Below are 12,490 nucleotides of genomic sequence, written 5' to 3' on the forward strand. Positions count from 1 at the left end.
ATCAACGGCAGATGTCCACGCTTTCGCGGCGCCGAAAATCGACGCGCTGAGATCGGCGCTGGCGCGGGTGAAGCCGAGTCCGGTGCGGGACTAGCGCCGCACCTCAGTGGCGGCGACCTGCACGAATACCCCGGTGTCCTCGGCCATTAGCAGGCCCCGGCCGCGGGGCAGCGGGCCGCCCTTCATCTTGCCGCGGATGAAGCCTTCGTCGGGGTCGGCGTCCATCACCAGCAACGGCGCATTCGCCTGGTGCAGCGCCCGCAGCATCGGGTCGCTGCCCGCCGAAGACCAGCCGCCGAAGGTGCGGGTGACAATTACGTGCAACCCGACATCGGCTGCCCTGGTCACCCAGGGAGCGGCCTTGTGCAGCGGCGAATCGAACCCTGGCGGCAGCTGCTGGATGTCGTCGACGATCAGGAAGATCTCCGGACCGCTCCACCAAGACCGCGACAACAACTCCGCCGCTGACAAGCCCGGTGGTGGCTCACGTCCGGCCAGCACCGCGGCCAGTTCGCCCATCATCGCCTGGACGCCGTCCAGGTTGTAGGCGAACTTCTCCACATATTCGGAGCCCAGCGCGGTCAGCAGCTGGCGGCGTGGGTCGACCAGCCAGACCTGAGCCGACGGCCTGCCCGCCGGCGGCGGCGGCGCGCTGGTGGCTCCCGGCGCGTACAGCCGGCCGATTTCGGACATGATGGTGGCCAGCGTCGTGGTCCGGCCACATTCGCGTCGCCCGGTCACCATCAAGTGCCCGTTCTCGGCGAAGTTCAGATAGACCGGCTGCAGGTCCAGCTCCGATATCGCCCAAGCGATTCCGCCGGCGCCGACGCCCTGGCGGGTGTCGCGGGCGGCGAGCTCGCGGACTTGCTCGACGCCGAACCGGGCCGGTAGCCGTCGAACCGGAGCCGCATGGCCGGTCGCGAGCCGGCTGACCGCCGCCACCACACTGTCGGATTCGAAGACGTTGTCGGCCGTGGCGCCCAACGCCGGCCGGGCGATCAGCGTGTGCAGCCCCGCTTGCGGGTCGCTGTCGAGGCGCACGTAGTTGACCGCCACCATGCCGCGTCCCGGCTTGACCGGAACCTCTTTGGCGAACCGCGATCGCACCAACTTGGCGTCCTCCACCGCGGCCAGTCGCAGCTCGATCCGGGAGCCGAAACCGCTGCGCACCGGGGGCCGCAACTCGGATTCACGATCGGCGCTGACCACTACGTGCACACCGAACGACGGGCCCTGATTGATGATCAGGTTCACCTGCTCGATGAGCACTTCGTTCTCTTCGGCCAACGCCCGGTAGTTGTCGATCACCAGGTACACGTCGCCGAACCCGTCGTTGGGGACCGGGCCGGGCTCACCGCCGAACTTGCGGCGCCGGAACATCTCCATCGACGCGATTCCGTATTCGAGGAAGCTGCGTTTGCGCTCGCGGACCAGCGCCAACAGTTCGGCCACCGTCCGGCGCACGCCGTACGGGTCGGTCGGGCCGGCCACCTCGCCGACGTGCGGCAACTGGGACACCGTGGTCAGCGCCGTGCTGCTGTAGGCCAGGCAGTAGAACTGAACCTGTTCCGGGGTGTGGGTCAGGGCGGCCGAGCAGATCAGCGTCTGCAGGGCGGTCGTCTTGCCCGAACCGCCGGCGCCCAGGATCAGCACATTGGCACCCGGCCCGGAGGTGTCGACGGTCCACGGCGGCTGGTCGTGCTTGAACGGCCGGTCGATGATGCCGATCGGGAAAATCAGGTTTCGCGCCGAGCCGTAGTCCTTCTGCCAGGGGTGGCCCAGGAACCGGTTGACCAAATCGTCGATGGCGACGGGCGTTGTCAGCGGCGGTTGCCACAGCCGGTACGGCTCGAACTGGATCTTGCGCAGCTGATCAATGATCACCGTGCCGACTTTCGGCGTCCGGATTCCTTCCTCGTCCTCGTCCTCATCGACGTCGCCGGCTTCGAGCACCTCGCCATTGCCGTGCACCGGAGCCTCTAATTCCGGGCCTCCCACGCTCACCTCGAGCGGCGTGAACGAGTTGGTAAACAGTTGCGGGCGAACGTAATCGATGCTGTGCACCAGTGCCGGTGCTTCCTCGCCGTCAATGGTGACCCCGCGTGAGTAGTAGTCCCGCCAGAGGAACTCGGCCTGGAACCGGATGATGTCCTCGAGACTCTTGCGGAAGTATCCCAATCCGGCCTGTGCCGGCAGGTTCACCGCGTTGGGTACGCCGGCGGCCTGCGCTGCCCCGGCGGTGCGCGCTTTCAGAACCAAGCGGTACCCCATGTTCTCCATGAGCTTTTCCGCGCGGCTCTCAATGGTCTGCGACGCCATCATCAGGTGGATCCAGTAGGCGCGGCCCTGCCGGCCGATCGAGTCGAGGACGTCGACCGCGGTGGGCATGATGCGGAACCATTCGTAGAACTCGTCGATAACCACCACGAGCATCGGCAGTGGTGGCATGTCCTGACCGCGGGCGCGCATGCGGGCACGTACCGCGTTGTATTCCTTGGCGTCATCGACGCCGGCGTTGTCGCATACGGCCTTTCGGCGGGCGATCTCACCCCACAGCGCATCCAGGAAGCGCTCCATCAGCGCCTGGTCCTCTTCGAGGTCGGTGATGATCCGCGACACGTGCGGCACACCGGCGAACGGCTTCACCGCCGACCCACCCTTGAGGTCGGCCAGGACGAACTGCAGTTCCTCCGGCGGGTGGCCGAGCATCAGCGACTCGATCACGGTCCGCACCAGCGTCGACTTACCCGAACCCGTCGTACCCGACATGACGCCGTGCGGGCCGTCGCCACCTTCGTCGAGGGATTTCATGTCCAAGAACAGCAATTCGCCGTTGTCGGACCGAACGCCGAACGGGGCGCGCAGCCGGGACCGGCCCATGGTGTCGGCGCGGCTGCCCCACAAGGAGTTGAAGTCGATATCCGCGGGATCGTCAATTCCGTAGTAGGACATGATGTCCCGGGCGCCGATCTGGGCAACCCGCTGGCCGATCTCTTCGTAGGCCTCGGCCAGGCGCCAGCGGGCCTGCTTCTGCGCGAACTCTTCCGCCTCCGCGCCGCTGAGGTGATCGGTGAGGGCGAAGAACCAGGGCTTGTCGTCGATGACCATCCAGGTGTCGCGGTCACGGGGCAGCGCCTCGATAACGCCCTTTTCGTCGAACCGCAACGTCCGCTCCGGAACAGCAGTCCACATCGAGGAGCCGGTCAGGTCGAAGAAGGTCACCCCGTCGACGCCCTCGGCGCTGATCACGTACTCCCACTGGGGATCGGTGACATCGGCGATGATGACGTGGTGGGGCGTCGGGGTCTGCGCCGACGAACTGGCATGCCGCGGCGTGAAAGACCCACGGCCGGCGAACAATTCGGCCTGCTCGGCGGCGAATTCGCGCACCGAGCTGTAGACCATCCGCGCATTGCCCGCCGCGTCCTGACGCTTGGGGTCACCGAAGTGCGGAAGCCATTTGACCCAGTCCCATTCGTCGAGATCGGAACTGACGACGATCATCTGCACGTGGTCGGGCCCGTGCGAGAACGACAATTGGCAAACGATCGAGCGCATCAACCCCAAGACCTGCTCGCGCTCCCCGATCAGCGAATACCAGGGCTCGACCAGCAGGGAAACCATCTTCGGCAGGTTGTACACGACGCTTTGATAGCGGCCGAATTCCTGCAGCGCCTTACCGGTCACCGGCTCCAACTCGATGTCGGTCGGCATGTTCTGCGGCTCGCCCCAGGTCACCTCGGGGCGCGTCATGCCCACGCCGACGCGGACCACTCCGAAGTTGAGGTCCTTGCCGTCGGGCTTGCGCTCCCACATCCGCGACGATCCCACGGCTGCGGACAGGGTGTTGGGGGCCGGGTGGAACCACCGGTAGTTGGCGTCCATGCTGTCGGCCGACTCGTGCGCCGTTTCGCGCAGCATGTCCAGCATCAGCATGAACTGGGCGCGCATCGAGTCCAGCTTCGGGCGGCTCATCTGCTGCTGGCCACCGAACCGGCCGCCGAACATCATCATGGCGACGCCGCCGATCATGAAGATCGGGAAGATCGAGCCTGCGCCCCCGAACACGTGCGAGCCGCTGGCGAAGGTCATGCCGACCATGCCGACCAGCAGGCCGACCACCAAGACGCCGACCACGATAAGCCACCAGGGTTTGCCTTCCGGCGGCGGAATGCTCAGCGGCGTTGGCAGGACGATGTTTTCCGGCTTGATTACCGGAGGCTTCTCCGGTGTCGGCCGGGCAAAACCACGTTTCACTTGGGTACCGCCAGTTCTTGAGGTGTCATGTCTTTCGGTAGCGTGTCGTGCATCACCAGCGCGTCAGCTCGTGACAGCGTCGGTCCTTGCGGTAGCAGCTGCAGAGCCACCCACGGCGCCAGGCTCGGCTGCGATTTCAAACCCAGTGCCTCGCGGGCTTCTTTACTGGCGTCGACCCCGAACCGCGCGCCCGCCTCGGTGATCCACCACAGCGACTCCGTCGTCTGCGCCCCCGGGTGGTTGCCCGTGACGGCGACGAAGTTCGCATAGTCGGAGCCGAAGTAGACCTGGTCCGCTGCGGTCGCCTCGGCCCGCACCAGCTTCACCACTTTGCCCAATTTGGACGTCGGGATCGGCAGGGTAGGTCCGGACACGACCTGGACGCGGGCCCGGCTCTCCCCTGCGCTGCGCTCCCACCACCAGCAGGTCGACGGATTTTCCCGGATGTCCACCACTTCCAGCGGATTCTCCGGATACGACGAGAGGTCCAGCTTGTTGACCACCGGCATTTTTGCCAAGGCAGCCGGTTGCACGGTCACCGGCTTGCCGTTCCCAGGTCCGCCGGCGTTCTGCAGAATCTGGGCGACCAGCGTCGGAAGCGTCTGCACGCCATCGGTCAGAACCAGCGAATACTGTTGCGGCCCACTGATTTGCGGTGTGACGAGTATCGTCCCCACCGGTCCGGGAGCGCCCGGGAAAGCCGCGGGAGCATTCAGGTTCGGCACGTCTGGCACAACCAATTCGGGTCCGACGGGCAGGGCGTCGAACAACGCTCGGCTCATCGGCTTGGCCTGGCTGACTTGCTCCGGTGTCAACCCGAGCGGCAGCAAGACCGCCCGGTTCGTCGGGTCCACCCGCGAACGGCGCCCCTGCCGAACCACCCAGGCGTCCCCGCCATAGCTGAGCACCACCGCGTCCGACCCGGTCAGCACCCGTCGGTGGTTGCTGAGTTCGGGGGAGCCGTCGATCACCGTCACCGTCACTCCCTGGGAGGATCCGGCGCCTGTCGAGGTGGCCACGCTGTCGCAGACCAACCACGACGACGACGTCGGGGTCTTCGGCGCGAACGACGACGGCGCGCCCGGAATGCCCACCAACGGACCGTGCGGCAGGCCGGCGATCTGGCTGCCGCGAACCAGGTGCGGGTTGTCCGGACGCCCGGTGATCAGCCGCGCCGAGGCCAGGTTCAACGCCGGGTACAGCCGGTCGCCGACGCGGACGTAAAGCGCGCCGGAGTCGCGGTCGGCGATGATCGGCGACTCGTTCAGCTGGCCGGACGGGCTGATGAACGACCAGAGCAGCGCCCCCAGGCAGATGACAACTGCCGCCGAAATCGACGCCACCACCGCCAGTATCTGGCGACGGCCGGGTTCGACCTCCATCCGCACTCGCCAGCGGGTCAAGGCCATGGCCGTGCGGCGGGCAAGGAACTGGTAGCCGCTTACCTGGGTTTTAGTCGACAGCCCGAGGCCGTACCCGGTTCCCCGTCGCCCGCGACTCTCATCCGCCACGTTTATTCACCGTCCGGTTTGCTATAGCGCCTGAAAATTGACTGGGGCTTTGGCCCGCATTTCGGCCTCGATATTCATTGCGAGCGCAAATCACATCGATAACCGTAAGGCACCTGCACAGACCTCGCCACGCGACAGTGCGCGCACTTTTCCCGTGCCTCTTGCTGCCTCGACGAATCCGTTCCCTTTCGGTCGAGATCCGCGCGGACCATTGAGCAACCGAGTCAAGCGCAGCGCGCTCGACAGAGCTGCCAGTTTGTCCGTTCCCCCGCTGCATTCTTGTGCCTTCAAAAGGCATGGTAGCGACCTGCGACCGACTCGGCTCGTCGAAGAGCCAACCCTGACGATCAGCCAGCGGGAGCGGACAGCAACGCCGCGACCCACCTCGGCGCCTTACCCCCGCTGACGAGGCCGGCGGGGTCCGGGACGCAAGATGGGCGTCATGAGTGAGCTTGCGCCCTCGCTGGTGGAACTTGCCAGGCGGTACAGCATCGCGACCGACTATGAGGACTGGGCCGGCCGGCGGGTGCTCGTCTCGGAGACCACCCTGGTAGATGTTCTCGCCGCGCTCGGCGTGGCGGCGGGTACCGAGGAGGAGCGCAACGCCGCGCTGGTCGCGCATGTGCGGTCCTATTGGGCGCGTCCGATGCCGGCGACCATCGTGGCCCGGTCAGCGGCGCAAACGCGGTTTTGGGTGCATGTCACCCACGGGAGCGCCGCCGACGTGTGGCTGCACCTCGAGGACGGCTCGGAGCGCGACGACATCCAGCAGGTCGACAACTTCACCCCCCCGTTCGATCTGGACGGACGCCGGGTCGGCGAAGCGAGCTTCGTGTTGCCCAGCGACCTGCCGCTCGGCTATCACCGGGTGTATTTGCGCTCCGGCGACTCCGAGGCCAGCACCGCCCTCATCGTCACGCCCGACTGGCTCGGTCTGCCCGAGCGGCTCGGCGCGCGCCGCGCCTGGGGCCTGGCCACCCAGCTATACAGCGTGCGGTCTCGCCAGTCGTGGGGTGTCGGCGACCTCACCGACCTGGCGGATCTCGCCGTGTGGTCCGCGGCCCGGCACGGCGCGGACTACCTGCTGGTCAATCCGCTGCACGCGGCCGGGCTGACGCCCCCGATGGAGCCCTCGCCGTACCTGCCGACCTCGCGACGGTTCGTCAACCCGCTTTACCTTCGCGTTGAGGCAATCCCCGAGTTCGCCGACCTACCCAGGCGCGGACGAGTCCGGCGACTGCGCTCCGAGGTTCAGCAACACGCCGCTGAACTGGACGCGATCGACCGCGACACCTCGTGGGCCGCCAAGCGCGCCGCGCTCGAGCTCCTCTACCGGGTGCCGCGGTCGGCGGGCCGCGAACTCGCCTACGCCGCATTCCGCGAACGCGAAGGCCGTGCCCTCGACGATTTCGCGACCTGGTGCGTACTGGCGGAGAAATACGGCGGCGACTGGCACCAGTGGCCGGAGAGGGTGCAGCACCCGGCGAGCGACGGCGTCGCGGCTTTCGTCAAAAAGAACGCCGACGCCATCGATTTCCACCGCTGGCTGCAGTGGCAGCTTGATGAGCAGCTGGCCGCGGCGCAGTCGCAATCGGTCCGGGCCGGCATGGCGTTGGGCATCATGCACGACCTGGCCGTCGGCGTTCATCCCGACGGTGCTGACGCCTGGGCGCTGCAGGACGTGCTGGCGCTGGGGGTGACCGCGGGGGCGCCACCCGATGAGTTCAATCAGCTCGGACAGGACTGGTCGCAGCCGCCTTGGCGCCCGGACCGGCTCGATGAACAGGAGTATCGACCCTTTCGCGCGCTGATCCGGGCGGTGTTGCGGCACGCCGGCGGGGTGCGCATCGACCACATCATCGGGTTGTTTCGGCTGTGGTGGATTCCCGAGGGCGCACCCCCCACCCAGGGCACCTACGTGCGCTACGACCACGACGCGATGATCGGCATCGTCGCCCTGGAGGCATACCGGGCCGGGGCCGTCGTCGTCGGTGAGGATCTCGGCACGGTCGAGCCGTGGGTGCGGGACTACCTATTACTCAGGGGGCTGCTGGGGACCTCGATCCTGTGGTTCGAGCTGGATCGAGACGGTACGGGCGGCCCATTGCCGGCCGAGCGCTGGCGTGAGTACTGCCTGTCGTCGGTGACCACCCACGATCTGCCGCCCACCGCGGGTTACCTGGCCGGCGATCATGTGCGACTGCGGGATTCCCTGGGGTTGTTGACCCGGCCCGTCGAGGAGGAACTGCAGTCAGACCGCGCCGAGCTGGCCGCCTGGATGGCCGTGTTGCGCCGAGTCGGGCTGTTGGAGCAGGGCGCTGAGCCCGACGCAGAACCTGATGCCGAGCAAGTCATCTCGGCCCTCTACCGCTACCTCGGCCGAACGCCGTCGCGACTGCTCGGGGTTGCCCTGACCGATGCGGTCGGTGACCGGCGGACCCAGAATCAGCCGGGCACCACCGACGAATATCCGAACTGGCGAATTCCGCTGACCGGACCGGACGGTCGTGCGGTGATGCTCGAAGAGGTATTCGCCGATCGCCGAGCGGCCGACTTGGCCCAGGCCGTGCGAGCCCAGACCGTCCCACAGACCGGATGATGCACCGCTCGCTCGGTGACCGACCCGCTGTCCTCGCAGGAGACTGTGCCTGAATTCACAGCCGACCCTTAGGATCCGCGTTTGCGGAAAAAAAGCCGCTGGTTCATATGCGGTTGCGGTTTTAGCGCGCGGACGTGCGGGCGGTTTGCTGCGGCACGCCGGCAACCGTCGGGAAAGTTGCCTGCCGACCGGGTCCGCCGCGGCTTCCTGGTCCGGAGGCGCCCGGTTTATCCAAGTGAGGTGGTGGTATTTTTCGCCAAGTGACGAACACCGAACGTCAAGGTGCCGATCCGCACGCCGATTCCGCCCAGGATTCCGCGGGCTCAGTCTCGACAACGACCATCGGCACGCCACTGGCAACCATTCCGGACTTCCGCAGCGAAATCCATGAAGCCGAGGACACCATCGATGTGGAGAGCTACGGTGGCGGGTTCGACCTAACCAGAAGGGCGACGGCGCCGCGGCTGAGGGTGGGCCGCGACAAGTGGTTCAACCTGCTGTGGCTGATTCCGATCGGCTTCGCGCTGCTGATCGCGGCGGTGGCTATCGGCAAAGGCCTGCACAACATGCCGGCGGTGCAGTCGTTCATCCATCGCCACCCCGGCACCGATACCCACTCCGCCGTCACCCCCGGGCTGCCCGCCTGGATCGGGTGGACCCACTTTTTCAACCTGTTCATGATGATGTTCATCATCAGGACGGGCATCCAGATTCTCTGCGACCACCCCCGGCTCTACTTCAGCCGCAATGCCACCCCCGGCAAGGACGAATGGCTGCGGGTGGGGCCACCGGTGCCCGACGACGATCTGTGGACCGCCAACGCCGACACCGTCGCGCTGCCGCCGCAGTTCGGCCTGCCCGGGTTCCGGCACTCGATCGGGCTGGCCCGCTGGTGGCACCTCGGCGTCGATGTCTTGTGGCTGGTTAACGGCGCGGTGTTCTATGTCTTGCTGTTCACCACCGGGCAGTGGCGCCACATCGTGCCGACCAGCTGGAGTGTGTTCCCAGATGCGGCATCGGTGGCCATCCAGTACCTGTCGCTGGACTGGCCGGAAGACAACGGCTGGGTCGCCTACAACGGCATGCAGCTGCTGGCCTACTTCACCACCGTCTTTATCGCCGCCCCGGCCGCGCTGATCACCGGTCTGGGCATGTCGCCGGCGCTTTCGCAGCGGGTCCACTGGATCAGCACGCGGCTGAGCATCCAGATCGCCCGTTCACTGCATTTCCTGGTGCTGGTGTACTTCTTGTTCTTCATCCTCGTGCACGTCACGTTGGTTTTCGCGACCAGCGCCCTGCGCAACCTCAACCACATGTTCGCCGCCCGCGACGACAACAGCTGGATGGGATTCTGGATCTTCGCCGCGGCGATGGTCATCACCGTCGTCGCGTGGGTGTGGGCCACTCCCTTCACAATTCGTCATCCCCGCGTCGTTCAGCGTGTCGGATACGCGCTCGTCGGCCCCTTCCAGCGCATGCTGGAGCAGCTTGATCCCAAGCCCGGCGCCTTTACCGAAGAAGACATTTCGCCGCACCACTGGCGCAACGGCCGTCTTCCGGAGACCGTCGAGTACAAAGAGCTGGAAAAGAACGACTTTCGCGACTGGCGGCTGAAGGTCTACGGTCTCGTTGAGCACCCGATGGAGTTCTCCCTCGACGACTTGAAAGCGCTGCCTTACCACGACCAGATCAGCCAACATTTCTGCATCCAAGCCTGGTCGGGTGTGGCCAAATGGGGTGGCGTGCAAATGAAGACCATCATGGACATCGTCAAGCCATTGCCCGAAGCGAAGTGGGTCGTGTTCTACTCGATGGGCCTGGGCGCCACCGGCGGCATCTATTACAACGCCCACCACATCGGCCAGATGGACCACCACATGACGATGTTGGCGTACAACATGAACGACCAGCCGTTGCCCTACATGCACGGCAAGCCGCTGCGGCTCCGTAACGAGTTGCAGCACGGCTTCAAACTCGTCAAGTGGATCAAGGGCATCGAATTCGTCGCCGATTACCACGACATCGGTAGCGGTTACGGCGGCTACAGCGAAGACCACAAATACTTCGGGCGCCACCAGACGCTGTAAAGCGGACTGGCCAGATCACCCGCCGCCTCCTGGCCGCCGAAGTCGTTTGCCCAAAGCGCATTTCGGGTAGAGCTTTGAGCGGGTTCAACAAGAGGAGGCGCTTCATGGGAGAGTTCTCGCGCGGCCTCGGCGACCCCGCGCAACCCACCCGTACCCGCGGCGCACTCCGGATTGGCGAACCGATCGATGACGTCGAGAGGATCCCCAGGATGGTCGTCGTCGGCGCCGCCGTGATCGTGTTCGTGGTTGGTATGGCCAATTTCGCCTTGGGACAGGTCCGTCTCGGTGTGGCCGCGGTCAGCATCGGACTGCTGGTGTTCGGCGCCGGGCTGAGCTGGCTTGCCATGGAGCGCAGGAGGATTCGCGATGCAGAACGGGAATGGCTGATCGACCACCAATAGCTTGGCCGTCCTACTGAGTCGGGCAGATCTGCTTCAACCAGTCGTCGAGCACCTTGTAGTTCTTCGGGTAGTCCGGGTCACCAAAGTGAGCACCGCCGGCGCTGACGAAGTATTCGATCGCGGCTTTGGCTGAAGGTGGCGGACTATAGCTTTCAATGGCGTTCGCGGCCCTGCGTGCGCCATCGGTGTCCGACCCCGCCAACAGGTCCACACTGGCGTCGTTGACTTCGGCACATTGGCGGGAATTCAGCGGTGCGACGGGCGCGGGGGCGCTGGTCTCGTGGCCGGGTGATGCGGAGAGGCCGGTCGTGGATCTCTCCGGTGCTCCGGCCGTCTTGCCGCTCGAGCAGGACGCCATCAGCGTGGCGCTGACCAGGACCGCCCCGAGCACCCGCCATTTCCGCATACAAACTCTCACCTCGCCGCCGCGGCCCATTGAGATGCGCTGATCCTGCCCTACGGCAGGAGGCTGCGACTACTGGAGGGCGGCGAGGTTGTTTATCGACTTGCGGACGTCGGACCGCAGCACCCGGGCGACCAGGTTTCCGATCGGCCCATTCAGTAGGCCGCCCTTCAAATCGGCGACGAGATGGAAGGTGGAGCCGGGATCGTCGTCGGTGACGCTCATCGACAAGTCGATGCGAATTCCGCCACGGCCGCGGCCTTGCAGCTCAATCGATTTCGGCTCGTCGTAACGCGTGACCGTCCAATGGATGATGTTGCGGAAACCCTTGACCTTGATCAGCGACGAAATGCACGTGCCTTCCTCGATGGTCGACGGAACCTCGCCCCGCCATCCGCCGAAAATCGTCATCCATTCGTCGAATCGACCCAAGTCTGATGCCAGCTTCCACGCCGACGCCGGCTCCAGCTTCGATGACGTCGAAACGTCTACTCGTGCCATATCTTTCCGCTTCTCGTCTGAGGTGGACATTGCGACAGCACTCATAGACGTGTCATTTAGCGCTGTCCGGCTTGCATACCCGCCCGCATCGGCCGGAAAACACTTACGGGCCGTCCCAGGTGGTCTCCAGCTGGTGTGCCACGTCGATGACTTGTGCCGCCTGGGACTGCGGCGCGTCGATTTCGTCGGCCACGTAATGGGCGATGAATCGGCGGATCTCGCCGTCGACGCCCGCGATGATGCGCAACACCTCACCGCGAATGGATTTGGACGACACATTGACGGTGATGTCGGAGGGGCGCGGCTTCGCCACGTCGACGATCAACACCAGCGGCTTCGCCGCCCGCGCGGTTGCACGCAGTGCGATGTCCCCGGTGACGGTGAATCGCTGCTTGTCCAGCCGTAGGTCGAGGAGCAGATCGATCGCCAACGGGATGTGGATCACGAATGTGATGCTGTCGCCGAGGCGACGGGTGACCTGCGGGTCTTTGACTTTGACGTTCGCGCTGACCTTGGCGATTCCCCCGGGCCCCTGCGCGATCGGCTCCATCGCGAACTCCGTGCCGGCGAAATCGGCGAATGCGGCGGCGACGCGCTCGGGGGTGACGGCGACCTCGAAAAATCTACGGCCGAACTCTTCGTAGGTAACGTAGTCGTAGTTTTGCATAGGTTTATACCGTCTCACGTCGCGTGCCGTAATGGCCGCTGATCCGCCCGCGTGGCAGTTTTCG

At 65.6% G+C, this 12,490-nt stretch carries 8 protein-coding genes; 3 read left to right on the forward strand and 5 right to left on the reverse strand.

Annotated features, from left to right (window positions below; translation table 11 throughout):
* Positions 1–90: 90 nt before the first annotated feature.
* Complete coding sequence (eccCa, locus tag A9W99_RS06675) at positions 91–4,257, reverse strand: type VII secretion protein EccCa (RefSeq protein ID WP_067375068.1); 4,167 nt, start codon at positions 4,255–4,257, stop codon at positions 91–93.
* Complete coding sequence (eccB, locus tag A9W99_RS06680) at positions 4,254–5,768, reverse strand: type VII secretion protein EccB (RefSeq protein WP_067375070.1); 1,515 nt, start codon at positions 5,766–5,768, stop codon at positions 4,254–4,256. Before eccB ends, eccCa begins: the two co-directional genes overlap by 4 nt.
* A 442-nt stretch (positions 5,769–6,210) precedes the next feature.
* Between eccB and malQ the strand changes: the two genes are divergently transcribed.
* The 3 genes from malQ (at position 6,211) to A9W99_RS06695 (ending at position 10,855) form a co-directional block, all read left to right on the forward strand.
* Complete coding sequence (gene malQ, locus A9W99_RS06685) at positions 6,211–8,367, forward strand: 4-alpha-glucanotransferase (RefSeq protein WP_067375142.1); 2,157 nt, start codon at positions 6,211–6,213, stop codon at positions 8,365–8,367.
* Positions 8,368–8,708: 341 nt separating this feature from the next.
* Positions 8,709–10,454, forward strand: a complete 1,746-nt coding sequence (locus A9W99_RS06690) for a molybdopterin-dependent oxidoreductase (RefSeq protein WP_067375144.1) — start codon at positions 8,709–8,711, stop codon at positions 10,452–10,454.
* Positions 10,455–10,558: 104 nt separating this feature from the next.
* Positions 10,559–10,855: a LapA family protein gene (locus A9W99_RS06695; protein WP_253869640.1), complete on the forward strand. Its 297-nt coding sequence runs from the start codon at positions 10,559–10,561 to the stop codon at positions 10,853–10,855.
* Between the two features lie 10 nt (positions 10,856–10,865).
* Here the strand turns inward: A9W99_RS06695 and A9W99_RS06700 are convergent, their stop codons facing one another.
* The 3 genes from A9W99_RS06700 to A9W99_RS06710 all read right to left on the reverse strand — a co-directional run bounded on the left by A9W99_RS06700 (position 10,866) and on the right by A9W99_RS06710 (position 12,426).
* A complete protein-coding gene (locus A9W99_RS06700) occupies positions 10,866–11,261 on the reverse strand; it encodes a hypothetical protein (RefSeq protein ID WP_156622980.1) in 396 nt (131 codons plus the stop codon).
* A 69-nt stretch (positions 11,262–11,330) separates the two neighbouring features.
* Complete coding sequence (locus A9W99_RS06705; protein ID WP_067375075.1) at positions 11,331–11,759, reverse strand: SRPBCC family protein; 429 nt, start codon at positions 11,757–11,759, stop codon at positions 11,331–11,333.
* A gap of 103 nt (positions 11,760–11,862) precedes the next feature.
* Complete coding sequence (locus A9W99_RS06710; RefSeq protein WP_067375077.1) at positions 11,863–12,426, reverse strand: hypothetical protein; 564 nt, start codon at positions 12,424–12,426, stop codon at positions 11,863–11,865.
* Positions 12,427–12,490 lie beyond the last annotated feature (64 nt).

Origin of the sequence: Mycobacterium sp. 1164966.3 (assembly GCF_001665395.1) — a bacterium.
Lineage (GTDB): Bacteria > Actinomycetota > Actinomycetes > Mycobacteriales > Mycobacteriaceae > Mycobacterium.

Excerpts from the sequence above, each read along its gene's own strand:
- malQ (WP_067375142.1), top strand. The coding sequence starts at position 6,211 with ATGAGTGAGCTTGCGCCCTCGCTGGTGGAACTTGCCAGGCGGTACAGC.
- A9W99_RS06695 (WP_253869640.1), top strand. The coding sequence starts at position 10,559 with ATGGGAGAGTTCTCGCGCGGCCTCGGCGACCCCGCGCAACCCACCCGT.
- A9W99_RS06700 (WP_156622980.1), bottom strand. The coding sequence starts at position 11,261 with ATGCGGAAATGGCGGGTGCTCGGGGCGGTCCTGGTCAGCGCCACGCTG.
- A9W99_RS06705 (WP_067375075.1), bottom strand. The coding sequence starts at position 11,759 with ATGGCACGAGTAGACGTTTCGACGTCATCGAAGCTGGAGCCGGCGTCG.
- A9W99_RS06710 (WP_067375077.1), bottom strand. The coding sequence starts at position 12,426 with ATGCAAAACTACGACTACGTTACCTACGAAGAGTTCGGCCGTAGATTT.